Genomic DNA, 25758 nt, shown 5'->3' with positions numbered 1-25758 from the left:
TATAAATCTAGGACTCTAACTTGGGTGTAACAGGGTAGGGGTATCCCGTTACTCACCAATCCAACAAAGAAGCGGAGGCTATTATGGCTTTATATGTAAATACAAATGTGAGTTCATTGAACGCACAAAGACAGCTGAATAACTCAGCTCTGTCGCTAGATACATCTTTCAAAAGGTTGTCATCTGGTTTCAGGATTAACAGTGCGAAAGATGACGCGGCGGGGATGCAAATCTCGAACCGTTTAACAGGTCAGATCAATGGTCTGAACCAAGGTGTTCGTAACGCTAACGACGGGATTTCTCTTGCGCAAACTGCTGAAGGTGCGCTTGATGAAACAACCTCAATGTTTCAGCGTATCCGTACGCTTGCACAACAGGCCGCTAACGGTTCAAACACTGATGAAGACCGTTTGGCAATTCAAGAAGAGATCCGTTCTCTTTCTTCAGAAGTAAACCGTGTTGCTGCTGATACGACCTTTGGTGGTCAAAACCTATTGGATGGTACTTATGACGCTAACTTCCAAGTTGGTGCTGATGCAATCCAAACAATCGGTTTTAGTATGCAAAATGTGGGTGGCACAGCTAACTCACTGACAGCAGACAATGGCTTTACCCTTTCTGGTATCGCAGGCATTGCGAGTTCCGTAACAGGGGCATCGTTAAGTGCTGTTGCAGGTACAATCAGTAATGTTGTAGGCGCATCTGCGGATAGTGCTTCATTCTCTGGTGTGTTCACTGCAAGTGGTATCTCGGTATCTTCGCAAGCAAATGCGCAAGCAGTGCTAGCTGGTATGGACCAACTTATCGCCGTTGTTGATAAAAAACGTGCGGAACTAGGTGCGGTACAAAACCGATTCCAGTCTACAATTCGTAACCAATCAAACGTTTCTGAGAACTTAGAGTCAGCACGTTCACGAATTAAAGATACAGACTTTGCACAAGAAACGGCAATGCTGACTAAAATGCAAATCTTGCAACAAGCCAGTAGCTCAATCTTGAGTCAAGCTAACCAAAGACCTCAGGTAGCATTATCGCTACTCGGGTAATTTAGCTTGAAGTATACTGCCAGTCCGGGTGCAAGGTATCCGGATTTGGCGTATGCTATAATGTATAGGGTCTAGGAGGTGTTCAATGAAAGATTTTGACTCTTCAAATCTGGTAGCCAATGTTTTGACTTCTCCCTCATCTCAATTGAGTGAAGTGAAGAATCAGGAGTCGGCGCGTGCGATTGAAAAACCATCTAAGTCTGAAAAGGAATCAGCTAGAGAAAAAAGTCCGCAACTAGATACGGAAAAAAGCAGGCAACAACTGGTTGATGAGGTTAAGCATAACCTTGAAAAGCTCAATGAGTTCATACCTGTCACTTCAACAAACTTGTCATTTGAGTTTGATGAAGCTGGCGATCCTCCGTTTATTCGGGTGATTGATAGAGATAATGATAAGGTGATTAGGGAAATCCCTTCGGAAGAGTTTAGAGCAGTAGCTAAAGCTTTGGACGAATTTGCCGATAAGTTAAATGGAAAGGGCTTTTTGTTCGATAGAACAGCCTAGTATTATTGGAGTTGGAGGTCGTTTATGCCACTTATTACATCTGCAGGTATTGGCTCAGGTCTTGATTTAGAAAGTATTATCAAGGCTTCAGTTGATGCGGAAAATCGCCCGAAGATGCTCTCTTTTATGGAAAAAGAGGAGACACTTCAGGTTGAGTTGTCGGCACTAGGCGAAGTCAAATCGGCAATGTCTAAATTACAGGATATTGTTAAAAAACTAGCCGACCCCGATAATTTCGGTAAACGCATCGCAAATATCACACAGCCCTCTACGGGTGATATCATCAGTGTTACGCCTACATCAGAGATTTCTGTGGGAACATTCGATATTGCAGTTAAACAACTCGCGCAAGGTAGCCGATTGGTTTCTGCTGATGCTGCGTTTTCCTCGGTAGATGATGTGGTATCTGCATCAGGAGGTACACTTACCTTTGATGCTGGTACTGGAAACACCTTTTCTCTAGCTGTAGACGCTGGCGCTACGTTGTCTGAACTTAGAGACGCGATTAATAGCTCAACAGATAACTTTGGCGTAACGGCCAACATTGTGAATACTGGTGACCCAGCCGTGGGTTCGAAACTGGTACTTACATCAAACGTTACTGGGGATACGAATGACCTCACCATTACTTCTGACACATCGGAATTAGATGCGATTAGCACAGCCGCCTTTGGTGGTGCAGCTGGTAGTGGCGGAATGACATATGAGCAATCAGCCCAAGATGCAATCATTACGGTTGACGGGTTAACAGTAAACAGTGACACAAATACCTTTAAAGATGCTGTTCAGGACATGACTATCAAAGCCTTAGCGGAAAGTGAACAAACCGCAGGAGCTGGCATCTATGATGAGGCTAAACTGAATGTTGAATATGACAGAGAGTCAGTCAATAAAATGATTGATGAGTTTGTCACAGCCTACAACAATTTAGTTGGTAACATTGGTTTCCAAACTCGTATAGGCAAACCACTTAATGGTGACGCATCTATGCGTTCATTGAGCGGACAGTTGGTTAATACCCTTTCTACACCTTTAACTGGTGCAGGACCTTTCGAATCGATTTTTGATATTGGTTTAGGTGTAGATAAAGATGGTTATTTACAAAAATCCTCTTTGGTACGAAGTTTAAACGAAGCAATGGATAGTAATTTTGATGATATTGGCACAGCTTTTGCTGGAGAAGGAGGTGTGGCGTCACAACTTGAGACGTTACTCAGTGGCTATATCGATTCGGGTGGCCTAATTAAAGAACGTGAAACAAATTTAAATGGTCAATTAGACGATTTAGAGGACGACGTAGCTAACCATGAATATCGCATGGCTTCGTTAGAAGAAAGGTTACGTAAACAATATGCCGGACTAGATGTGTTGTTAGCACAAATGCAGCAGACACAAGCGTACTTAGGTGCGCAATTGGCTAACCTCCCTGGTTTCACAAAAGCTAAATCATAGAGGGTATTACTATGTACAACGCGAGAGTTAAAAATTACCAACGAGAAGCTTTGAAAACTCAAATAGCTGGGGCTGATCGGTACGAAGTAATCCAAATGCTAATGGCTGGTGCGATAGAAAAAATGGTGCTTGCTAAAGTTGCAATAGAAAAGCGTAACCTTGAAGCGAAGGCTGAACACATTTCTAAAGCTTCTGCCATAATAGAAGCGCTTAGAGGCTGTTTAGACTTTGAGGTAGGCGGTGAAGTAACTGAAAACTTGTATGCGCTTTATTCGTACATGTTAGACCGTTTACTTGATGCGAGTGTACAAAACGAAGCGAAGTTTGTAGAGGAAACCTCTACCTTACTAAAAGAAATCAAGTCAGCATGGGATGCCATCCCACACGATGTGCGAGAGCAAACGCTAAGCCAAAATGGTGCTGATGCTCATGCAGGATAGCGGCAAGTCTCTTAGTGCACATCTAAATGAGATTGAGCAAGCAGTAAAAGATGGTGAACACGACGTCGCAGCAGGGCTTATGACTGCACTAGATGAGCAGCTTCGCCAAATCTTTGACAGGGGAGTAGAAGAAGGCGATCCCTTGATTGCAGAACTTCAAAGCCTTCAAGACAAAATGCAGTCGCTCTCCAATACGCTTTCCGATGAACGTACCAAAACGGCATCGGAATTAGCGAAAATGCAAGGCAATAAAAAGAAAATTAACGCCTATAAACAAACTTAACATCGCCGGTTGATGTAATGAAGCAAGATTCACTCGAGAAACAAATTGAAGCGCTGGATCAGCGTTTATCAGAAACAGTAGAACATCAGCAACGTGAGGCTATGTTCGCAGAAGAAGCGAATGTCAGGTTTGAGAAGAATGTTAAATGTTTCGAAAAATACTATCCAGATATCGCTAAAGCAGTTAACTCATATCAAGTAAGAGAAGACTTTTGCCTGCACGTTACTAAAAGTGGTCATGGCAACTTTATTCCTACTGGCGAGTCATCACTGTTATACAGCCAAGATCCGATAGCTCAAACCAAAGAGCAAATAAAGGCTCAAACAGAGTCTCCGGTTTTTAGCTTGACCGACTATACTAATTATCCCCAAAAAGAAGACGGGCGTATACATACAAGGTATATGACCAAGCTCACTCAGTTTATGGGGCAGGTTAAGGGTGAAGCAAATAAAACACTGGCTACATTACCGGATACTTTTCCAACTGCGATCATTTTTGGTCTGGGGCTTGGATATCATGTCCCTCTTTTAATGGCAAACACTCAATTTGACTATGTTTTTTTGATTGAACCAGATTTTGAACAGTTTTTTGCAAGCTTGTTTTGCACGAACTGGTATGAAGTTATTACAGACATAGACGAGCAGGGTGGATGTTTATTCTTTCACTTAGGCGCAGATCACCAATCTTTTATAAAAGATGTAGAAAAGATAGGTGAAGATATTGGCGCATTCTCATTAGTACGCAGCTTTTGTTATCAACACACACCTGGAGCAGAAGTTAATACCCTGATCAAAAGGTGGTGTGCAGATTATTTTAGGTTCCAGTTTGGTCACGGTTTTTATAATGATGCCATAACGGGCCTCGCCCACAGTATTCATCACGTGAGAAATAAAGCTGCAATATTGGTTAATGAAACAAAAAAACTAGATTACGATACGCCAATTTTCGTAATTGGTAATGGTCCATCACTAGATGAAGCAGAAGAGTTTATCAAAAACAATTGTGACAAGGCGCTTATTGTCTCGGCTGGTACTTCTATTGCTTCATTGTACAAAAAAGGAATTCAGGCCGACTTCCACGTGTTGGTAGAAAGACCGTTTCAAAACTATCAAATCTTTGGTGAAATACTACCTGAAAGTGAGTATAAAAAGGTCAATTTGCTGGGCCTGAATATGCTGTACCCAGATACAAACTTCCGTTATAAGTGGGCTGGTGTTGCAGTAAAAGGGAATGAGGCAGGAACCAGTTTGATGGATCTTATGTCACTAAAGTTGCTCAGCAAAACCTTGCCAAAAATACCTTATTGTAACCCTGTGGTAGCAAATACTGCATTGTCATATTTCTTGTTTATGGGCTATCGCAATATTTATCTATTTGGAGTGGATAATGGTAAGGCGGAGCATGGCAATCACCATAGTAAAGACAGTATATACAAGGTTTGTAATGATGATGATTCACAAGGTTATAAAGCGACTGTGATCCAAGGCAAAAAGTTGCCGGGTAACTTTGGTGGGGAAGTGGTTTCCAATGACTTGTATATGGTTGCCCATACACAGCTTGAAAAGTTGGTTAGTCATTATAACGTGTCTACAGTGATGAACGTCGGCAGCGGCGCAAAAATTACTAATACCATATCAACACATGCTGAAGATTTGCTTGATTTACCGGCTCCACTGGACAAAAATCGAGTAATAGAAAGTATTAAAGAAAGTTTTTTTCAGCAGTTGCCGGTTGATGATATTGATGAGCAGTATAAGGCAATTGAGAAATTTAATGCGCTGTGTGACAACATCATATCAATAGCTAAAGAAGAAGTGACGAGCCGACAGCAGGCTGCCAGTAATTTAAAGCGGCAGCAACGTTATGTGTATGCATATAGAGATACAGCGCTTGGCCACTTGTTTCATCTCATTAAGGGGTCGCTACTGTACTATCATTGTCCTTTGTTGACCTTATTGTATAGTTATGAGGATGAGCAGCTTACTTTAGAGAAGTTTGCCACTTTGAATCAGTTGTGGATTGACTATGTTACTGATATTAAAAATGACTATGCAGTTAATGTCGAGACTAAATGTGACTGGGTGATTGCGTAGAAGCGATACCCAGAATACTGTATTCCTGACTTGGCGCACTGCGCAAGCTCAGCTTTAATGATGTTATCTTAAGCCGCATTTTCGAGCACCAAAGTGTAAAGTTTAAGTTAGTTTTGCGCCAGTAACTGAGCCCTCTCATAGTTTTCAGGTGTGCCTATATCTAGGTACGCCTCATTGGTGCGCCATCCCAACATTGAACCGATCATACTAGGCACAATGTCTGAACTAAGATCATAAAACATATTTTTGGGTATTGTTTTAAAATACTTTGAATAGACAGCAGGTGAAAATATAAATAGTGCGCCACTAGCTAAATTCCCAGGTGGATTAGCAACTTTCTCATGAAACTCGCACACCATATTATGATTATTGAGTTGAACAATACCACAGCTACTAGGTTTGTCTGTGGCAAATAAAAGCAGTGTTACATCCGCTTGAGTCGGCCGGTTCTCATGCGCTTGCAACATGTCAGACAGATCGCTTTGGCAATAGTTATCTGCATGTATCACAAAACAGGTATCATGCCGCCAAAAATCACTATTTTTCACTAAAGTACCACCAGTTCCCAACAGTTCTGGTTCATAAACAAGCGAGATTCTTGACTTATATGGGTGCCCAGAAATGTACTGTTCAACTTGTTCGCAAAAATAGTGTGTATTTATCAGGATTTCAGTCACACCTAAGTTGATTAGTTTGTCTATCCATAGTCCCAGCAAGGTCTGTCCATTGATAGGGACTAAGCATTTTGGGATATTATCTGTAAGTGGGCGCAGGCGAGTACCCAGCCCCGCGGCAAGTAAAATAGCTTTCATGTTATGTAAAAGATTCCTTAGCTGCTCGTCTTAGCAACTCGACGGATAATGGGGTGTTACCTGTTGTACTTACCTGACAAGCTGATGCTAGGCTACCTAAATAATATGCAAGCCAAGGGGAAGCGCCTGAAGCTAGCGACAAAGCACTGGCGGCTAAAAAGCAGTCACCGGCTCCAGCTGGGTCTACAGCAAGTTTGTTTATTGCTGGAAGACGATCATTTTCCCAGTTTTTGAAATCATCGCTCGGTTTGTGAATTAAAATACCTTCCTCTGCTAGGGTAATAACCAGGTTCCTAGGTTTCGATTTTTCGGTCAGTTTCTGTGCTAGTATGACTAATCCGTCATCTGGGTTATTCAAAGCTACACGCACTTCTTTTTCTGTAGGAGTGATTAAATCCATACCTATATATCTTGATATATCACCAACTTGAGATGAAGTCTGACTATCTGCAACCAACTTAATCCCTCTTTTTTTGCATATGGTAGCGACGCGCTCGACGAGGGAGTTTGGTAATAAGCCGTAATTAAAGTCTGAAAAAACCACTAAATCAGCTTCGTCTACAAGTTTCTCAAGCTGAGCGATAATGGTGTTTTGTAGCTCCTTGGAAATTTTGTGTTGGCGAACTTGATTAACTCTTAATAAGGTTTTGCTGCCAGCCCGATACCTTGTTTTTAATGATGTTGGACGGCTTTCATCACGATAGAAGTAAGGAGTAACACCGTAATCGTGTATTTTTGATTCGGCATAGAGCGCTGATTTGTCATTTCCTAGAACCGAAATCAAACTAACGCTTTTTGCTCCAATGGCTTTTATATGGCCAGCAGTGATGGCCGCGCCACCCAAAAACGTATCTGTTCGGCTTGGTGTCATTACAATGGTAGGATCTTCTTGAGACAGTCCCACTGCTGTGCCTTGCACATATTCATCGACTATTACCTCTCCGATTACCACGGCAGTAATCTTTTTTACGCTTTCAAGGCACTCAGACACTGACTCCATGGTGATATCATGCCTTTGTGCATAGTCTCTTGATTCAGAATAATCAAAGCTACTTTTGACTCTCTCAGAGCGTGTTATAAATTGTTCTGCATTGGCTTCAAATTCACCAGAACCAAAAAATAGCTTGCCGCCGTACTCGTTAAGTGCTTCAAGTTCTGGGTTGTATTTCTCTTCAAACTCTTTGCCCTTTACGACGGCATAAGGCTTCAGCTCACTAACCAGTTGACTGGGAGTTTGTGTTGTTAAAAAGGCTTCATCAACGCATTCAAGTGATTTTACAAGTTCAAGGCGGTGTTTTTCTTTGACCCTGCTTTTAACCGACATGGTACTGTCGGTATTAACCGCAACGATGAGTCGATCTCCACACTCTTTAGCGAACTTTAGCAATCTAATATGGCCTGGATGAAGTACGTCAAAATTGCCTTGAACTAAGACCTTACGCATTTCTGTTACCTTTATTTTGGATTACAAGCTAATACAAAAAGGTAATGACACATTGGTGTGTAACCTGTATGCAAGACTTCATCATTCATGCCGAATAGAAAAACATTGTGAAAATGTTGTTCAAATGTCTCTTGTAATCTCTCACCAGAGTATAGGTTGACATGCTGTTCATTTAGCGTTGCATATTTTTCTGCAGTGATGTTGGGAGTACCAATGATAACTGCACCATTGTCTGCTAGGTTTCGCTTTACTGATTCTATGAAAAGGTGTTCATTTTCAGGGTAGATATGCTCAATCACATCAAGCGAGAAAACCATATCATGTTTACCATAATCAGCTGTGAGTATATCGCTTTGTATAAACTCTACTTTTTCGTCAGCTAGGTGCTCTTTAGCCCAGTTTATTGCTCGGTGATCGAAGTCGACCGCATGGATTTTCGAGGCTCTCTCTTTTAGTAGCTGTGTCCCAAAGCCATCAGAACAGCCAAGCTCAATGACGCTGGAGTTTTTCTTCAACATTTTTAAAACGAATTTATATCGAGCTAACGAAAACACCAAATGCTTTGGATCTGTATTTGCGTATACTGAGAAATAGGGGCCAAGAGAAAAGGAGTCACCTTTTTCTACGCCCGGAGTGGTGTCAAACCATAGCTTTTTTTCTTTACTCATTATTTTGTTCCCGTTAGGTATTGGTCATAGTTAGTATCTTGATACCAAGACGCGTAGTCATCCTCAGCTAAAAATGGCCCCTCTGCGATTTCATGCAAAACCAGTGGCGTCTCAATAGGGATGGGCAATATATAATAATCACAAGACAAACGCACAAAGCGCGTTTCTTTAAGGCTCATGTCGATGGTTTTTACTAGATTTCCAATATTGTCAAAAAGTACTAAACGTAGTTTTCCACAAATAATAGCATAAGTGCGTTTGGTACCTTTTCTGCGGTGAGGCTGAAGCTTACTGTGCGCTGCCATAGCGATAAGCATTTCTTGTATCAGATCGCTTTGCGATTGATGCAAGCAAATACGATATCGACCATTGCTTGCTGCTTGCGCTTGTTTACAAAGGTGTTCCAAATCAGCGTCTGTAACTGAAAATATATCAGCATTATTAAATATTGCGTTACTCATAGTGCTTCACAGAATTGTTCTATTAAGTTACAGATTCGTTCTCTTTGCTCTGGTGTAAGCTTTTCACTTACAGGTATTGCCAATTTAGTTGCAACAAGCTCTCTGGCCAATACCAGGCCTTCATGATTGGCATGCTGATAAGCAGGTTGGTCACAGATCAGTATATTGTCGCGTATTCTAGCCTCTACTCCTGCATTTTCTAAAAACTGATACAGATCATCTCGCTTGGGGTGACCAATGAGGTATAAAAAATGCGCATGTTCGCTGTAAGTTGGACATGTTGGAGTTTTAACAAGCCCCTTTAAGCGCTGGTTATAAAACTCAGCGTTTTCCCTTCGAATAGCAATTTTATGCTCAAAGCTTTTTATTTTCTCAAGTAAAATAGCAGCTTGCAATGTGTCCATACGACCGTTTATTCCAGCTTCATAGCAATGAGACTTATTGACCATGCCATTGTAGCGCGCGATCACGAGTTTCTCAGCCAACTCATCGCAATCCGTTAATATCACGCCAGCTTCTCCACAGGCGGCAAGAGATTTCATGGGGTTTAAGCTTATACATGATGCGATGCCAAAGCTTCCTACTTTTTGCCCCTTATAGTTGGCCCCAAATGCTTGGGAGCCATCTTCGATTAGCAGTAGATTATGTTTAGAAGCAATTTCTTTTAACTTATCATATTCACATGGCAGCCCGGCATAATCTACGGCCAATATCGCTTTTGTTTTGCTGGTGATGGCGGCTTCGATGTGCTCTGGTGAAATATTCAAATCTGACTGAATATCGACAAAAACAGGTTCTGCGCCAAGAAGAGCAAATGAGTTTACAGAAGCTATCCAAGACAGTGGTGTCGTGATGATTTCGTCTCCCGCTCTAATGCCTAAGCATTTAAAAGTTAAATAGAGCGCATCTGTTCCTGAACCAACACAAATAGCGTGTTTTCTGTCAGCATATTTAGCTACTTGGCTTTCAAACTGGTCGTGTTCTGGGCCTAAAATGAAGATACCGTGATCAAACACACGCTCGATGGCTTCTAATAGCGATTGTTTTTCTGTCTGAGTTACAGACAGGTCCAAAAATGGAATTTTATTCTGAGACATGATTGGCCTCGTTCGATGATAAATAGTGCTTCTCGTGCAGCGTGAGGAAGTGCTCAAAAGCTCGATCAATTGCCTCAAAAGAGTCATTTTCCCACACTAAGTGTTGGAGTTCATTTTGCCTAAACCAGTACTGCTCGCCAATTGGAATACCGAGTTTTTTAAATAAACTCGGAGATATTGCAGGGTTCTTCTCATTGGTCCATATGAAATTGATATACCTACAATCTTTAATGAAGTTAAGTACCAGCGTGGGGCCATTATTAACGCTGAAGTTTACAAATGCAGTTTGATAAAATGCTACACGAAGCGCAAAATCAAGACTTGCTGCGGGCATATAATGAACATCTAAATCTGCAAACTCTTCGGGTTCTTTGTCAAAACTATGGTATGTATCTCTTATCACTACAATTAGGTATTCCTGATTATTTAGTGTTGCAAGAAATTTAGCCCACTCCTTAAGGTTTGAGTTCCTTTCAGGGGAGTATGCGTACTCCCTTAAAGTGAGTGTGATGAGCTTTCTACCTTTAAGGAGTCGCTGAACAAAGTTATTGACTAAAACTGTTGCATTGCTTGGAGCTGAAAATGAGCAAAAATCGTGATTAGTAACACGTGTTCTTGGTAAGTCAGATGTGGCGAGGGTTTTATCTCGATACTCTAACGTATAGTCAGCGGGGAAAAGGTGCTTATTTTTTGTTAAAGGTTGTGCATCTTCGCGCAGCGGAAGCACTGAGATACCTGCACATGATGGAATGCATTCAAAGTTACCACGGAGTATTTTGTCAATTCTCCATTGGTAATCCACACTGCTAAAATAAGTAGCTGAGCCCAAATGTCCACCTGCTCACTGCGGCTGGGCACAACTACAAAATGGATATGGTCTAATCCAAGTGATTTTCTTTTTAGCTCGGCCAAAACGCAAAATACAGTGACGTCGTAACATGGAAGGTTAAAAGATAAATCATAAAACGCATATAGTGTATTGTTTTTACTCACGCTTGAGAGCGAGATATCAGTAAGTGGTACAGGAATTTTCTTATGATAATCAAAAAAATATAACTGCTCTAATGTGAACCCATTGTTGATTAAGTTAGCGCTTATCTCTGCCACAAATTCTGAGCAAATAACAACTCTGTCTATCTCATTTCGGTTCATTTTGACCAATTGTTCTAGACTTAATGAAGGCTCTCCTTGATAGCTCTCACCACCTTTGGTACAGGCAAAAATATTTGAACCTTTATTAAACCGAGAGTTTAAAAACAGGGTCGTCGTTTCGTTTATGCCGTAAATTACTGTATACATCATAATTCCAAAGATGATTGCGTTTTAAGGTTGCTTCAATGCAAAGTACTTTATTTCATCGTGCAACTCCAAGACTTCTTGTAGTTCTTCAATATTGCTGACTATTTCGCCTATATCTTTTGTTGGCAGTTTTTTTGTAACAGGCTTTTTAGTTACGCTCATTGCATCCTCTTGGCTACAATTACTGCCAATAAATTGAGTTAGAGCGTAAAATTGTGCCTCAATGTCGCTGTAATCTAAACTATAGAAGTTGGTTACCCTGCAACGTAGCTTCTCAACAGCTAAGTCGTTTTTTAACAAATTACGCATTAGCCTTCTACAGTGCCCGTGGTCAATCGTCCTTGGAGAATTATCGGATTCAGACTTATCGTCCAGAGAGTTAGATTTAAGAGTTTTTAAAAGAATAGAAGCTTCCTCAACCGCAACATCGTCATTAAGAATATTGATTGGCTTGCCTCGCATGATAGAAGAAAATACTTCTACATAACTTCTGGTTAAGTGAATAACTTTGATCTCGGGGTCGATTGTCTCTAAGAGTTCTAATAACTCTTCATCGGTGTGATATCGGGGATCAAATACCAACTTAGAACCAACAATGGGGGCGGTTGGAGATATGCTCTCTAGTGCTTTTTTACAACTAAAGTCTTTACTATCAACTCTAATATGCAGAGGATGAGGATCGTATGGTGGTTTCCATTTAAACTCATACTCGACCTTTACATCACTAAGCTGGCCTAGCATGGTTTCAAGCCAAGTGGAGCCAGATCGTCCATTACTGATAATTAAAAATTTATTTTGTTTCATATTGCTCGAACTCCTAGGCTTCCAAAGTCACAGATACTTTGTATTTGACACCGTCAATAATTACTTCTGGTTTTGATGTGTCATTGAAATCGTGAGATAGGGCCCAGTTAATTGTGTCTTGAATAGACATAACTTCTTGGCCCTCTTTTACTCTGTCTTGGTTTGTTTGTTTTCTGGTGTGATAGACTGCATCGCCCGTTTGCGCAATGGGTTTGATGGTACCTGATTCTATATCGGTCCAATTCTCCTTGAATAAATTCAAACAAGCATCAAGCAAGGCTTCATGTAGTTGTGCGCCTTTAGTTGGGAACTGGTAGTGGACCTTTTTTTGGCAATATACATCCCCGTCATCGATGCCTTGCGCAACAGTTATGATAGACACGCCTGCTTCAGTTTTGTCTCTGAGTGTCCAGGCCGCACAATCATTCCCTTTATTTAAAGGTACTAAAGAGGGGTGAATATTGAGGCTGTTTTCGAAGCTGTCTATCAATTCTGGCTGTAACTTTATTGAGCTCCAAATGGTGAGTAACCATTGCTTGTCAATTTCTTGGTTTTTCGCAAGCTCTGTTTGTAATCCTGAGTAATATATTTGATAGGGGACTTGGAACGTTTGGCACAGCGAAATGATGCCCACCTCTTGATCGTTAGGTACAACAACAAGCTCTGGTTTGGTAGCATCTTGTATCAAAAAACTAAGTACTTCTTTTCCGAGCCACCCGGACATAAACGCTAGCACTATAATAACTCCTGACTAAATGGGGGAACTAATGATGTTAGACCAAAGTTGTGTTCAAGCTTTTGGCTGATTTGCTTTGCTTGTTCAATTGGAAACGGCAGTATTACTGGAATATGTTTGTTTGCTTCAGCAGGCGGCATTACAGCTACACCTTCAATTAATTGATTTAGAGAACTGGTATCTTCATCTAAGTAGCCAACAATGTTTAAACCATAATTAGCAGCCAACCACCGTGCCACGTAGGTTGTGCCAAGAATATATAGAGGCATCGAACTATTGGCGTACTGCTTTAACTGAAAATCAATTTTTTTCAGTAGACGAATATTTTCCTCCAGAGCGTGTTCACATTGCTTAGGCTTGAACTTTTTAGGTTCTGCTTTTTTACAAATTAAGGTCATTTCCTTTGGCAACGTCGTGGTATCTAAATGCATTACTTCAAAGCCATAACCTGCCAGCAAATTCGTTAAGCCATTCGGCGTAAAGTTGTAATATTGTTCGTATATTATTGGCAGGAAGTAGTTACTCTCCAAATTGTTGGTCTGTAAATGCAACACGCCGTTTGAAGCGAGTTTATTATATAAGCTAGCCAATAATTCGGGTAAATCTGCTATGTGCTCAAGTACATGAGTAACAACTATAATATCAAACTTTTCAGCTAATTTAGAAATTGGTGAGGTGGTAAAATGAGTATTCTCAGAGATTGACTCAACTTTACTTTTAAAGCGGTCGCTGACATCAACACCATATAAGTGCCAAAAAGGGAAGCCATCATGGAAGTTTTGTAAGAACGAGCCATAGTGACAGCCAATATCTAGTAACTTACCGGTACTCTTTATGTCGATATTCTCTTTTAATTTTAGGTAGTTATATTTTGACTTGGTAATCCCGCCTGCATGCACATTAAACAACACCTTGGTTTCTTGGCTGGTACCCACACTGTGCAGCGTATATCTATTATAGATACTATCGATAACATGACTACTTGCCTCGCAGCCAAGATGAGATTTACTCAGGGTTTGACAGTCATTGCACCAGTGCGCATCAATTGGCATATCTACGAGTTGCCCATCGGATGCAACTGAGGTTTGCGTTGTCAGGTAAAGCTTAGTATTTAGCGACTGACATAGTGGGCATTTGAACTGTTCCATTTGTTCAACCTTCGCTACATTTTATAATGGATCTGATGGCGCTGCCTTGGTGGAGATCCTCTAACGCATTGTTGACGTTATCAAGTGAATACTCATTTGTGATTAGCACATCTAAGTCCAGAAGCCCTTTATGGTATGCGTCTACAAACTTGGGTATATCTCTATCTGGCATTGATGCTCCACCCCAGCTTCCTCTAATCATTTTTCCTCGGTGAAATGCATGAGGCTCGAGCTTGATGGTGTCTCCTTCTGGAGGGTGAGAAGCAAAAATGCATAATCCACCTTGGTCGCGGACACTGTTAAACGCAAGTTCGATAGATTGTGCTTTACCACCAGCCTCGATGCTATAGTCAACACCGCCTTTGGTTAATGTAACGATTGATTCTACTACATCAGTATTTTGTGCATTTAGAGTATGTGTTGCACCGAGTTGTTTAGCTAACTCAAGTTTTTGTGGGTTGATGTCAACCGCTATAAGTGTAGTTGGTTCATACAGTTTTGCCGCCAGCAGGGCGCTCATACCAACTCCACCAAGTCCAAATACCGCGATGGTTTTGTTTTTCTCTGGTTGTAACTCGTTAAATACTAAGCCCAGTCCGGTTGGCAGCGCACAGCCTAGCAGCACAGCCAGTTTGTCAGGAAACCCATTCGGTACTTTGACGAGCCTGTTTTCCGCTACGATGGTTTGCTCAGATAATGTGGTAGCACTGCCGGAGTTAATCGTATAATTTTCGTGGAGATATTTTCCACCCGGAGCATCTAGTCCTTCACCTTTTATCCATCCAATCACAACTTTATCGCCGACAGCGACTTTGCTTACACCTTCTCCAATTTGCTCAACTATTCCAACGCCCTCATGGCCAAGAAGGTGGGGAAGGTATTTATCTTCGCCTCTACCGCCAGATACTTCCATAAGCTGAGAGTGGCAAACACCACTATATAAAATTTTTACCTGAACCTGCCCACGAGTCAGTGGTGGCATTTCGATGCCTTCTAAGATCTGTAATGGTTCTCCGGTTTTGAATAAAACAGCGGCTTTCATTAGTTTTCCTTGTGACTAATCTTTTTAAAGTAGAAATAATTACTCATCGAAAGGTGAGCCTCTAAATCAGGGACATCTGGGAATGCATACTTTATAAGTTCATAATCGGTAGATACCAGCTCAAAGCCGAAGCTACTCACTAGTTGAATGAACTCATTCATGGACCACGCATTTTGATGGTTAAATTGAAAATCTGTTTCTGTCGCAATGATTTTTTGTGTCAGTATTTTTGAGATCTCTTGAATCGAATCACGGCTTAGGATTGTTTTAAATTCGTCGCTGGATAATTTCGCTGGACCGTAGTAACCCTGTCTGGGCGTAGACTGGTGTTGGTATAAATGGCCGAAATCAGCGTTCCAATAGCTGGTAATGACATTTGCAGCTAGTGTGAGTGCACACTTAGGGTCTACATTGTTTTGTTGCCAGTTGCTAAGCATTTCTGAAGTCAGAGGGAACTGTTCAAAGTAGTCTAAATCTCCTTTGAGGCCTGCCTCTCTAGCGGTGTCAAAATCAGGGAGTTTGATGAGCAAATCGCCATCGTTAAGTAGTATTCGCCAGCTTTCTCCAAGTAGGTTATCTAATGTCAGGTTGTCTATGTGTTCAAAAAAGTGAGAAGAGTATACTAAGCTACAAGACTCATTGCGATTGGGTAATATGGTGTTTGGAGAAAATGTAATATGCTCGATGTTTGCGCCTTCACGCTCATCGTAGCAAATCCAGTTTTCGCCATTGAAGTTAGCTCCACCACCTAGATTTACTTTGTTCGCTCCACAGCGTTTCCAGGGTTTATAGGGATATTGTGAAGCGTGTCCTTTGACAAGGATATCCGTATTTTTGTATTGGCATGGCGCTATTGTGATTTCGCATACGATTCTGTTTAATTTGTCTGTTGATAAGCCACGATGTAATAAGCGACTATTTTGAAACAACAGCCAAGTTCCTGACGCACCTGTTACCGTCAGTTCAGTGCCATCTTGTAGTTGCAAAAAAGTTGAGCCATGGTCATTGCTAGGAGGTGTTAAATATAGCAATATTTTTTTTACAGCCTCAGGCATGGCATCCAGATGCAATTTGTTAGACCCGCGTTGTGAATTTTTAACTTTAGCTAATTGGGTAATTCTAGTATTAACAATCCGCCAGTTGCTGCCCATTTGTATCGCTATTTCATCATAATGAGTTTGTACAAACTGACTAACACAGTGTTTTGCTTGGTCAGTTACTTCGAGGCGAGCCAGATCTAAATTGTCTTCACCAGTGAGGTAATTTGAGAAATAGTCAAAATCTTGTTTGCTCGACTCGATGTCTCTTGGAATAACATCCAATCGCTGACAAAGCTCTAGAAACTCGTTGGCACGAGACTCACTATATTGACCGATGTAATAGCCATGATCACTCAGCTGAGAAGTTGACCAGTTATGCTTATTTCGGTACGCAGACTCAGCATGGCTTTGATACTCTTGCCAAGCCAATTCGGAGATATACAACCGATTGGTGACATTTTCACTATAAGGCATCAAAGGAATAAGTTTGGATTTAAAAGCAGGGTTATGTGCAGTAAGCGCACGCTTTATATCACTGTAAAAGGAAATGGATGAAACCACCACAGGGTGCTCTACGCTTACTAAATCATAGGCACTTAATGTATCCACCGGCTTATTTTTCGCTTCGTTATCCAAGACAGCGATAGGGGCTCTAAGTTTTTGTTCTTTAATAAAACATAATATTTCTTGAGCACCGCCACCTGAGCCATATAAGTAATAATCTAGGTTATCTAGATTCCGCTCTTGATAAACAGACTTAAAACGAGTGGTAATTTCAGACATGTTATTCCTTATATTTTCCAGTGCTGTGCACTTAGTATATCGTCAAGTACGTTTAGCTTTTCAGGTATAGCTTGCATGTACTGTTTGCATTTATTCAGTTGCATTGTGGTTTTTGACAGCTGATTGTTACTGCTTTTTGAGTCAAAGCAATATTCATGCCTAGCAAAAGCTCTGCGTTGTGCTATTTGTGGGTCAAAAGCATTAAGCATAATGAGGCACCACTTGAGTTGCGTAAGCTCGAAGCATGCCAAAAATTCTGCTTTATGATTTTCAAAGCTGGGGGAAACGTTTAACTTAGATGCGCTACTAAATGTATTAGTATCGACAGGAACTTTTGGTTGACTGAAAAAATCACACACCAGTTTCCAGTAACTGTCTAGTCCGGCATATTCAAAATCAAAAAATGCTAGCTTGCCATCAGCGTCAATTAACGCGTTATGAAATCCAAAGTCTGATGGAGAAAGGTGCTGACACTCAAGTGCTAATGTCCATTGCAGCGTTTGTTCGCTAATCTGTTTAGCGCGTTGTTCAATTTGAGCTAGCAAGGTTTTAACTTCTACATCCTCAATCGTATTTATCTGAGAAAAGCGTTGTAATCTGTTAAACACAATCTTTAGGAAGTCGGCGACTTCCTCGGTAGCGTCTGAAGCTTTTGGTATCGCCAAATCATATGTTGCAGTATTAATCCTGTTTATAAAGTCAAATGCGTCTTCAACTAGGGTTGGGCTGCTTCTACGTATAGGCTGGCCAGGAAGCAAGCTGTATAGTGCAACGAGATTCTGCTCGCAGCAGGCTATCGGCGTTGCCACATCTTTTATACCTTGCTTATGCAGGAGTTGAGTAAATTGGAATTCATTGACAAGTTTTTTGTGCGAGTTCTGTGTATGTCCACAGAAGCATTTTAAAAAGTAATTTCCTGTGTTTGATAAAATCTTAAAACATTGGTTATTTGCACCATCAATCACTTTTTCAATCCGGTAATTTGGACCAACATGCTGCTGAATAAATGGTTCTACAATGCTCAAATACACAGCTGAATGTTCTCCCAGTGAGGATGATGCTCTAAGCACTTGTCTTCAGAGGAAATATCTACATTGAACAGTACTTTTCTAGTTTCAGGGGGGAAGTTGGGAGCTAGCAAGATAGACTCCAAATCATCAATAAAGACGTCACATTGCTGAGCGGCAATACAAGCGATTTTTTCTGCTTTAGTTTCGTTGAAAAAAATATTACTTCGCTCAAATGGAGAGTCAGGGTGGTCGATGAATGCGTTATTTCTTAGCCATTCAGTAGCTGCACTATGAAAGTCTACCTTGTCCCCGATAATTGGATAGCGGGTCTTGTGTGATATTAATTTTAACAAGTGGCCCTGTGCCTTGAATGTTTTTAGCACCTCAAGGCAGTTTTCGTAAGGCTTTGCTTGATGAATTTCTTTGCCGTAAACGATCCCCTGAAGCTCAGTCCACTGTGGTTCAATACCTTGCTCAATGAAATAGGACTTTACATCACTCTTGCTGGTACCAATGTTTGTAGGCAACCAACCTAGCGCAACGGCAACACTGTGAAAAACACCTGTGTAATTGGCTATTGTATTATCAAAATCAACACCGATTATCACATGACACCTCTTTGCTTTAGTTTATTGCTGAGAGTCTCAATGTTAAGTCCTGCTTTGTCTCGAGCATCAGGTGTGTTGTGAACTTGATCGATAAAAAAGTCGGGTATACCAAAGCGGTGTACATTCACGCTTAAGTCGTTATCAGAAATATACTCCAGTACGGCGCTACCAAAGCCACCATTGACATTGTGTTCTTCAAGCGTAACGAGGTGATCAAATCGGTTCGCAGCGTCTTCCAGATAAGCTTTATCTAACGGCTTTACAGTGTGAAAACTCACCAGTTCAGCGTCGATGTTAAACGCCTTTAAATGTGCACATAATTGCTGAGCTAAAGGCATAATGGTACCTGTAGACAAAATAGCAACCTTATATCCATGCTTCATGATATGTGCTTTACCAAATTCTAGTTTAGGTAATTCAGGGTGTACTTTAGGCTCATTTTTTTTGCCAATTCTAAAGTAGCATGGCTTGTTTAAGGCGATGAGCTGCGGCATCAAAACTTCTAGCTCTTGTGCATCTGCCGGACAAACGATGTGCATGTTTGGCAACGACCTCATCAGCGCGATATCTTCAAAAGAATGATGAGTTGGCCCTAGGTTAGCGTAGGATAACCCTGAACCTGTGCCTACGATGATAACGGGCTGATTTTGGTAGGCTATATCAATTTTAATTTGCTCAAAGTTACGTGCTGTTGTAAACGGTGTAATGGTGTATATGAATGGCTTATGTCCCATCATCGCGCTGCCTGCAGCCATTGACGCCATGTTCGCTTCAGCAATGCCAGCATTGATCGTGCGCTCGTCAGCAAACTCTTTCAGGGGATTAAATAGTCGGTTACCAATATCGGCATAAAACAAAACCAGCTTATCATTGTTTTTTGCCAGTTCAGTTAGCACGCGTGCAAATGCATTTCTCATGATACACCCAGCTCCTCTTTCGCTAATAAGACTTCATCAGCAGTTGGAATGCGATAATGCCAGTTGTTGTCATTTTCCATAAACGACACCCCTTTCCCTTTTACTGTGTCAGCGACAATACAGATGGGCTTATCAATGTTGTCTGTATCAGAGAGTGCATTTTGCAATGCATTGATATCGTGGCCATCGAGGCGGATGGTATGCCACCCAAATGCGCGCCATTTCTCTTCAAGAGGCTCAAGATGCATAATGTTGCAACTTTCTCCTGTGCCTTGAAGCTTATTAAAATCAATGATAGCAACGAGGTTGCTAAGCTTTTTACCAGCAGCAAACATCGCGGCCTCCCACACCGTACCTTCATTTATTTCACCATCGCCCATCAGTACAAAAAAGCGGTTAGCTTTCTTTTGTAACTGGCAGCTCAATGCCATCCCAGTGGCCAGTGATAAGGCATGGCCTAAGGATCCTGAGGCGGTTTCTACACCTGATGGTGCATGTATGCCTGGATGTTCTTCAAATTGACTACCTGTTTGCCCATGTTGATAGAGATCTTCAATTGGGAAATAGCCCCTGTAGGCAAGGACGGTATACAATGCACTTGCAGCGTGACCTTTACCCAGCAAAAAATAGTCTCGCTGTGGCAGCTTGGGAGTGTTGGGGTCGATGTTCATCACGCCAAAATATAACGCCGTGAGAATGTCGGTACATGATAAACAGCTGCCCAAATGTGGTGTTTTGGTTTTGCTGGAAACGTCACATAAGGTGTGCCTGATTTGTGCTGCAATGGGTTCTAATTTCATACAACGCCTATGGAATAAACCAGTAAAAGTCGCCTGTGTAACCATTATCGGCAAAAAATTGCTTCCAATCGTCCACATGCATAATGGTTTTTGCTGTTAATGCCCATTCGAGCATGCGTTCTTTTTCTTCATCATTTCGATATGCATCTACCGTGATAAAAGACTTTCCACGACTCACACGTTCGATTTCTCGTAACGCCATGGCGCACTCTTGCTCATCTAAGTTATGAATTGTATTAATAGACATCACAACGTCAAAGCTATTGTCTTCAAATGGAAGTGACTTAGCGTTACCTTGTGATAGCAGGTTTTTGACTTCTTCTTTGGCGTTGTCCAAAGCATACTGAGAAATGTCTAGACCACGTAATTTGATACCGGGGATATGCTGCTGTAAATCATAAAGCATGAACCCTTTTGCGCACCCCACATCAAGCAGTGAACTGTCGCTTGTGAGACCAAAATGCGCTTTTAAATCAGGTACTACGGGTTGCCAAAAGCGTGGCATATAGCTAAAACCGCCGTAACCATAAGTGCGGTCACCATCGAAAAAGTCTTTTCCATATTGGCGGGCTATTTCACGGTCGGCTTCAGTAATGACGTTGGCACGACCCTTGGTATCACGCATAGACTTTGGATAGTTTCTTAATAAATCGATTTCGTTTCCTAACATAGATTTCTCAAGCCTTATGTATGTATTCGTTTGGTTGTGTCTTTAACACATCTAAATTGTTTTTCACCCAGTTGATAGTACGTTCTACACCGGTCTCTAGTGCGACTTTGTCACTCCAGTTGAGCTCGTTACGTACTTTTTTGCAGTCCAGCAAGTAGGCAGCATCTTTGCCAAGCCTATCTTCTGTCACTTCACAAACTTGCTCAAACGGTACATTTAACATGTCACATATCATCTCGACTAAAGCGCGAATCGTTATCATGCGTTCGGTTGATATATGATAAATCTCGCCCGATTTACCGTGCTCACCAATGCGCTGTGTTGCGTCAGAAACATCGTCAATGTGAATAAAGGAACGTGTAGAGTGGCCGCCACCATGCAACGGCAATACGTTACCTAGCAGGGCAAACAAAATTGTTCTGGGAATAATACGATACAGCTGCTGACCTTCACCGTAGACATTTGCAGCTCGAGTAAAGACAACAGGAAAATCATATACATCACTGAAGGTGTGTAGGCTCATATCCGCAGCTGCGCGGGAAACCGCATAGGGTGTACTTGGCTGATAATTTCTGTGCTCAGGAACGAGTCCCTCACAGCTACCGTATACTTCAGGGGTGGAAATATGAATATATCTATCAAGGCCATCAAGTTGACGTAATTCATTATGCAGTTTTATCGTTGACACGGCATTGGTCATAAACCAATGCTCAGGATACTGCCAGCTCTGGCCTACCATACTTTGTGCAGCGAAGTTATATACTTGTCTGATATTCTTTTGCTTGATTAAAGCAATGATTTCATCCAAGTGATGATTAAGATCCAGTTGATGAAAATCGGGTTGATTGGCTTGCCATCGATAGGGAAGCAGTGCCTCAACGGGTTCCTGCGAGCGGCTGACAGCAATCACGTTGTGTTCTTGTTTGAGCAGGTGGGCACAAAATGATGCACCAGAAAAAGAATTGCTTCCTAGCACTAAAATAGGGGAGTTAGCCATGATTTAATTCCTGATATAAGGCTTTCATAAGAATATGTCCGATCACGACCTGAGTATCCTCCGAGATCTGCATATCTTGGATATCAAAATGGAAGACATGTTCTAGCATAGGTTTGGCTTTACCGCCATCAAAACCCAGAATACCGACTGTAGACATGCCTGAGGACTTCGCCTGCTCTATGGCTTGGAGGATATTGCCAGAGTTACCGCTGCCTGATAGGACGAGCAACACATCATTGTGGTTGGCTTTGACTTTAAGCTGGTGGGCGAAAATATTATCGTAACCGATGTCATTACCTAAACAGGTTAAAACCGAGCTGTTTGCAGCCAGCGCTTCAACTTTAAGGGCATCACCTTGTGGGTTGATCCCAAAGGTAAAATCATTGGCTAAATGAATTGCGTTAGCGGCAGAGCCACCGTTACCACACAAATACAAAGTACCACCACGCTTTTTCATTAACAATAATGTATCGACAAACGCTCTTATCTTATTACCATCCAGTTGCGTTAGCACCTTGCTCAGGGTTGCGACATATTTCTGTGTTAAAGTGACTACAGGGTCTTTAGATGGTATGGCGGTAACGGCACTTTGTTGTTTAGTCATAATACTTCTCGCTGCATCCACTTAAGGTTGTAGTAACGATCTTCATCCGTTAGCTTACCTTGTTGATAGGCATGTATTATTTCGTCAATTGCAGTGGCCACTGATTTATTAGGCTTGAAACCAGTCGCAAGCAGTTTATCGGAGTTAATACGGTAACAACGGGGATCATTCGAAGGGGTCACTTCAATCTCACAATCAATCTTTTGCTGTACCATTTTAGCAATATCCATGATCGAGATATTCTCAAAGCCAGCATTAAATACGCCAGATGTTTTCTCTGGGTTTTCCAACATATAGATGTAGAGGTTGGTGATATCATCAATATGAATGTTCGGGCGTACTTGCGCACCACCGAAAACGGTGATCTTGCCATTTTTTAAGGCTTGCATTGTCAACATATTGACGGATACATCTAGGCGCATTCTAGGTGATAAGCCACAAACTGTTGCTGGCCTTACAATTTGTACCGCCATGTCATCGGCATAGCTCAATAGTACGCGTTCTGCGACCATTTTGGTCTTATTGTATTCAGAAATGGGCTCAAGGCTAAGATCTTCCGTCACTTGTTCTTCATCTTTGACACCATATACACTGCCAGATGAGGCATAGATAAACTGTTTTATCCCGTGACGTTTAGCCTTGTCGGCCAGTTGCATCGTAGCCAGCGCGCTGACTTCCCAAGTTAGTTTGGGGTCTAAATCTCCACATGGGTCATTCGCAATTGAAGCAAGATGAATGATGCTATCGATATTTTCAAGATCGATATCATTGGTAAAACGCACATCAGACTTAATCACCGTTAAGTTCTCGTGCTGAGGCAAAAAGTTACCAAACCATTGTGTATCAATAGCTATAACCTGATACCCCTTAGCAAGAAGTTTGGGCACTAGAACGGTGCCTTTGTAGCCTGTGGCGCCAGTAACTAGAATCTTTTTATTCATTATCATTTCTCGATCTAAAATAGGTTCTACGAATTGTAAATAAACAAAGTGTGTGCCAGTTTTACACGTTTTTCTGTTCTACATGTTTATTTATATCGGTAAGTTCGGGGAATTTCTTTAGAGTTTTAATTAACTCTGAATAGGAAAAGTCAGTTTTATTGCCGAATTTTCCATAAATTTGCTTAATTGCAGTGTAATCATCCTGTTCATCAAGCGTTAGTCGAAGGTGGCTGAGATCTTCCAGAGCGCTAAATATATATGAGCTAACTTCATTGAACTTTGTCATCCCTAAGGTAACGTGCTCTCTATCTGCTGGTAGCGTTGCTTTCTGATGGGTGTTGCTAAGTAGATTAAAACCGAATGCGCAGCAATCTAAGCCACGGGGATAGCCACTGTGTGGTCCAAGGCTGACTATATCGTAGTCGCCACAAAGGTGCTTGTTAATGACCCGCAAACACAGTGCCTCATCAATGAGCGGACAATCACTGGTTAGTCTTACGATGGTGGTTTTCTCGTTCGCACCAAATTGTTTGGCCGCGTAATAGTAGCGCCCAAGAACATCATCGGTTTCTCCACGAAAATACTTTATATTCAGGTTTTTACAAAGTTCGATTATAGGAGACTCACTACCATCATTGGTGGTTGCGATAATAATATTGTCGTGTAAATTTGGTAGTCGTTCTAACATTGTTTGTAAGACAGATGAATTACACAACGGCAACATGACTTTGCCCGGTAACCTGGTTGATGTCATGCGTGCTTGAATTATTATTTGAACGTTTTTCACAATTTGCCTTGGATCGTCCCTATATCAATAGTTTAATAGTACAATAGCCTAAGTTGAATGGCAAAGTGCACGCCCTATAGTCCTGTTATAGTGAATAAAACTCGGCTTGAAACTTGCTTAGAACTCTACTCTACAGATTTATTAGATGACTCGGAGGTTTTCTTGGAGCTTAAAAATAACGCGTTCTATATCTATGGTGGCAGCCACTTTGGTAAAGCGTTGGTTGAATATTTTATTGAAATCAACATTTTACCTTCAGCGGTGCTAGATAGAGCCCCGAAATTTGAGCATTATTTAGGAGTTCCGGTACTTCCTTTTGAGCAAGGCAATTTTGATCATAAGCTACCTGTTTTGGTATCTATATTGGGATTTGATGGCGTAGAACAAGCTATTGAAAAAGCAGGGTTTGAACAGATAATCCCAACCCTTGAAGTGTTTAAGTTGTTTCCACAGGCACTGAAAATTCTGAATCAATGTGGGGTGCTATGGATGCAGCCACCTCTAGACAAACAGGTTGATGAACGTAGCTGTGATGCGTTACAAAGCTTATGGTCAGACTCTAGTTCATTGAATTTGTTTAATAAAATAATCAATTATAGAAAGTCTCCATCGCAATCTAGTTACCCTCTGCCAGAAGGCTACGAAATGTACTTTCCGACTGACATTCCGTCGCTTTATGCATACGAGCGATTACGAGTATTAGATGTTGGAATTTTTGATGGTGACACATTTGCTGGGTTCTATGAACGCTATGGCACATGTATAGAAAAATACTCTGGCGTGGAAGTGAGCACTAAAAACATAGCAAAGCTGCAAACTAGATTAAAAAATATGGGCTTGAGTGAATCATTCATAGAGGTTGAACGCCTAGCAGTTGGATTGCCTGAAGGTAGCGCTTTGAAAGTTATTGAAAATGACTCAGCATCAACAGTGGAACTAATTGATAGTAATGCTATTGCATCGTGCGATAGTGCGGTGGTTGTACAAGCTGGAGATCTAGGGAGATTATTGGTAAAAACGCAATGCAATATTTTAAAAATGGATATTGAAGGTGCGGATTATGATGCCCTAATTCAAGCAAAAACTTATATTAGTAATCATACACCTACGCTGGCTCTATCGTTGTATCATAGGCCGCAGGATTTATGGGCTATTCCATTATTAATTGAAAGCTTTGCACCGAATAAATATAACTATTATTTAAGACAAGAAGGGCATTGGCTTCTAGAGACTCAACTCTATGCCGTACCTAAAGCTATGGTGGTTTAGGT

The 25758-nt window shown here is 41.4% G+C and carries 28 protein-coding genes; 7 read left to right on the top strand and 21 right to left on the bottom strand.

Annotated elements, in window-relative coordinates:
• Window positions 1-83 precede the first annotated feature (83 nt).
• From C2M32_RS13095 to C2M32_RS13070, 6 genes are all read left to right on the top strand, one after another.
• Complete coding sequence (locus C2M32_RS13095; RefSeq protein WP_105168808.1) at window positions 84-1046, top strand: flagellin N-terminal helical domain-containing protein; 963 nt, start codon at window positions 84-86, stop codon at window positions 1044-1046.
• 85 nt (window positions 1047-1131) lie between these two features.
• Window positions 1132-1551 carry a flagellar protein FlaG gene (locus C2M32_RS13090; protein ID WP_105168807.1) on the top strand — a complete coding sequence of 140 codons (420 nt, stop codon included), beginning with the start codon at window positions 1132-1134 and terminating at the stop codon, window positions 1549-1551.
• A gap of 24 nt (window positions 1552-1575) precedes the next feature.
• Window positions 1576-3003 (top strand): flagellar filament capping protein FliD, encoded by a 1428-nt coding sequence (gene fliD / locus C2M32_RS13085; RefSeq protein ID WP_105168806.1) that lies wholly within the window; start codon window positions 1576-1578, stop codon window positions 3001-3003.
• A gap of 11 nt (window positions 3004-3014) precedes the next feature.
• Window positions 3015-3443, top strand: coding sequence for a flagellar export chaperone FliS (fliS, locus tag C2M32_RS13080; RefSeq protein ID WP_105168805.1), 429 nt, complete (start codon window positions 3015-3017; stop codon window positions 3441-3443).
• Window positions 3433-3726, top strand: a complete 294-nt coding sequence (locus tag C2M32_RS13075) for a hypothetical protein (protein WP_105168804.1) — start codon at window positions 3433-3435, stop codon at window positions 3724-3726. Before fliS ends, C2M32_RS13075 begins: the two co-directional genes overlap by 11 nt.
• Window positions 3727-3743: 17 nt before the next feature.
• Window positions 3744-5819: a motility associated factor glycosyltransferase family protein gene (locus C2M32_RS13070; protein WP_105168803.1), complete on the top strand. Its 2076-nt coding sequence runs from the start codon at window positions 3744-3746 to the stop codon at window positions 5817-5819.
• A gap of 107 nt (window positions 5820-5926) precedes the next feature.
• On the opposite strand, the gene C2M32_RS13065 is transcribed toward C2M32_RS13070, so the two are convergent.
• The 21 genes from C2M32_RS13065 to C2M32_RS12970 all read right to left on the bottom strand — a co-directional run bounded on the left by C2M32_RS13065 (window position 5927) and on the right by C2M32_RS12970 (window position 24487).
• Window positions 5927-6631 (bottom strand): nucleotidyltransferase family protein, encoded by a 705-nt coding sequence (locus tag C2M32_RS13065; RefSeq protein WP_105168802.1) that lies wholly within the window; start codon window positions 6629-6631, stop codon window positions 5927-5929.
• 1 nt (window position 6632) lies between these two features.
• On the bottom strand, window positions 6633-8075 hold the full coding sequence (locus tag C2M32_RS13060; protein ID WP_105168801.1) for a PfkB family carbohydrate kinase: 1443 nt from the start codon (window positions 8073-8075) through the stop codon (window positions 6633-6635).
• A gap of 11 nt (window positions 8076-8086) precedes the next feature.
• Window positions 8087-8743, bottom strand: coding sequence for a class I SAM-dependent methyltransferase (locus C2M32_RS13055; RefSeq protein WP_070991353.1), 657 nt, complete (start codon window positions 8741-8743; stop codon window positions 8087-8089).
• On the bottom strand, window positions 8743-9204 hold the full coding sequence (locus tag C2M32_RS13050) for a WbuC family cupin fold metalloprotein (protein WP_105168800.1): 462 nt from the start codon (window positions 9202-9204) through the stop codon (window positions 8743-8745). The genes C2M32_RS13055 and C2M32_RS13050 overlap by 1 nt, the downstream gene beginning before the upstream one ends.
• The gene (locus C2M32_RS13045; RefSeq protein WP_158678224.1) at window positions 9201-10301 is read right to left on the bottom strand and encodes a DegT/DnrJ/EryC1/StrS family aminotransferase; all 1101 of its coding nucleotides are present in this window, start codon (window positions 10299-10301) and stop codon (window positions 9201-9203) included. Before C2M32_RS13045 ends, C2M32_RS13050 begins: the two co-directional genes overlap by 4 nt.
• Window positions 10288-11028: a hypothetical protein gene (locus C2M32_RS20545; protein WP_158678223.1), complete on the bottom strand. Its 741-nt coding sequence runs from the start codon at window positions 11026-11028 to the stop codon at window positions 10288-10290. The genes C2M32_RS13045 and C2M32_RS20545 overlap by 14 nt, the downstream gene beginning before the upstream one ends.
• Window positions 10995-11603 carry a hypothetical protein gene (locus C2M32_RS13040; RefSeq protein WP_234401293.1) on the bottom strand — a complete coding sequence of 203 codons (609 nt, stop codon included), beginning with the start codon at window positions 11601-11603 and terminating at the stop codon, window positions 10995-10997. The genes C2M32_RS20545 and C2M32_RS13040 overlap by 34 nt, the downstream gene beginning before the upstream one ends.
• A gap of 21 nt (window positions 11604-11624) precedes the next feature.
• Window positions 11625-12404, bottom strand: coding sequence for a hypothetical protein (locus C2M32_RS13035; protein ID WP_105168797.1), 780 nt, complete (start codon window positions 12402-12404; stop codon window positions 11625-11627).
• A 13-nt stretch (window positions 12405-12417) separates the two neighbouring features.
• The gene (locus C2M32_RS13030) at window positions 12418-13128 is read right to left on the bottom strand and encodes a formyltransferase family protein (RefSeq protein ID WP_158678222.1); all 711 of its coding nucleotides are present in this window, start codon (window positions 13126-13128) and stop codon (window positions 12418-12420) included.
• Between the two features lie 11 nt (window positions 13129-13139).
• Window positions 13140-14288, bottom strand: coding sequence for a class I SAM-dependent methyltransferase (locus C2M32_RS13025; RefSeq protein WP_105168795.1), 1149 nt, complete (start codon window positions 14286-14288; stop codon window positions 13140-13142).
• 4 nt (window positions 14289-14292) lie between these two features.
• Window positions 14293-15330, bottom strand: coding sequence for a zinc-binding dehydrogenase (locus C2M32_RS13020; RefSeq protein ID WP_105168794.1), 1038 nt, complete (start codon window positions 15328-15330; stop codon window positions 14293-14295).
• Window positions 15330-17153 (bottom strand): hypothetical protein, encoded by a 1824-nt coding sequence (locus tag C2M32_RS13015; RefSeq protein ID WP_105168793.1) that lies wholly within the window; start codon window positions 17151-17153, stop codon window positions 15330-15332. Before C2M32_RS13015 ends, C2M32_RS13020 begins: the two co-directional genes overlap by 1 nt.
• A gap of 8 nt (window positions 17154-17161) precedes the next feature.
• Window positions 17162-18178, bottom strand: a complete 1017-nt coding sequence (locus C2M32_RS13010; RefSeq protein ID WP_158678221.1) for a phosphotransferase — start codon at window positions 18176-18178, stop codon at window positions 17162-17164.
• Window positions 18175-18771 carry a hypothetical protein gene (locus C2M32_RS13005; protein WP_105168791.1) on the bottom strand — a complete coding sequence of 199 codons (597 nt, stop codon included), beginning with the start codon at window positions 18769-18771 and terminating at the stop codon, window positions 18175-18177. Before C2M32_RS13005 ends, C2M32_RS13010 begins: the two co-directional genes overlap by 4 nt.
• The gene (locus C2M32_RS13000) at window positions 18768-19688 is read right to left on the bottom strand and encodes a transketolase family protein (RefSeq protein WP_105168790.1); all 921 of its coding nucleotides are present in this window, start codon (window positions 19686-19688) and stop codon (window positions 18768-18770) included. Before C2M32_RS13000 ends, C2M32_RS13005 begins: the two co-directional genes overlap by 4 nt.
• Window positions 19685-20488 (bottom strand): transketolase, encoded by an 804-nt coding sequence (locus tag C2M32_RS12995; protein ID WP_105168789.1) that lies wholly within the window; start codon window positions 20486-20488, stop codon window positions 19685-19687. The genes C2M32_RS13000 and C2M32_RS12995 overlap by 4 nt, the downstream gene beginning before the upstream one ends.
• 7 nt (window positions 20489-20495) lie before the next feature.
• A complete protein-coding gene (locus tag C2M32_RS12990; RefSeq protein ID WP_105168788.1) occupies window positions 20496-21158 on the bottom strand; it encodes a class I SAM-dependent methyltransferase in 663 nt (220 codons plus the stop codon).
• 7 nt (window positions 21159-21165) lie between these two features.
• Window positions 21166-22155: a GDP-mannose 4,6-dehydratase gene (locus C2M32_RS12985; RefSeq protein WP_105168787.1), complete on the bottom strand. Its 990-nt coding sequence runs from the start codon at window positions 22153-22155 to the stop codon at window positions 21166-21168.
• The gene (locus C2M32_RS12980) at window positions 22148-22759 is read right to left on the bottom strand and encodes an SIS domain-containing protein (RefSeq protein ID WP_105168786.1); all 612 of its coding nucleotides are present in this window, start codon (window positions 22757-22759) and stop codon (window positions 22148-22150) included. The genes C2M32_RS12985 and C2M32_RS12980 overlap by 8 nt, the downstream gene beginning before the upstream one ends.
• Complete coding sequence (locus tag C2M32_RS12975; protein ID WP_105168785.1) at window positions 22756-23700, bottom strand: NAD-dependent epimerase/dehydratase family protein; 945 nt, start codon at window positions 23698-23700, stop codon at window positions 22756-22758. Before C2M32_RS12975 ends, C2M32_RS12980 begins: the two co-directional genes overlap by 4 nt.
• Window positions 23701-23761: 61 nt before the next feature.
• Complete coding sequence (locus C2M32_RS12970; protein WP_105168784.1) at window positions 23762-24487, bottom strand: cytidylyltransferase domain-containing protein; 726 nt, start codon at window positions 24485-24487, stop codon at window positions 23762-23764.
• A 90-nt stretch (window positions 24488-24577) separates the two neighbouring features.
• On the opposite strand from C2M32_RS12970, the gene C2M32_RS12965 reads away from it, so the two are divergent.
• Window positions 24578-25756 carry an FkbM family methyltransferase gene (locus tag C2M32_RS12965; RefSeq protein WP_234401291.1) on the top strand — a complete coding sequence of 393 codons (1179 nt, stop codon included), beginning with the start codon at window positions 24578-24580 and terminating at the stop codon, window positions 25754-25756.
• Window positions 25757-25758: the final 2 nt, after the last annotated feature.

The organism is Pseudoalteromonas sp. T1lg23B, assembly GCF_002964665.1.
Classification (GTDB): domain Bacteria; phylum Pseudomonadota; class Gammaproteobacteria; order Enterobacterales; family Alteromonadaceae; genus Pseudoalteromonas.
Note: the sequence above shows the minus strand (reverse complement) of the source record. Positions and strands in the feature narration are given on the sequence as shown.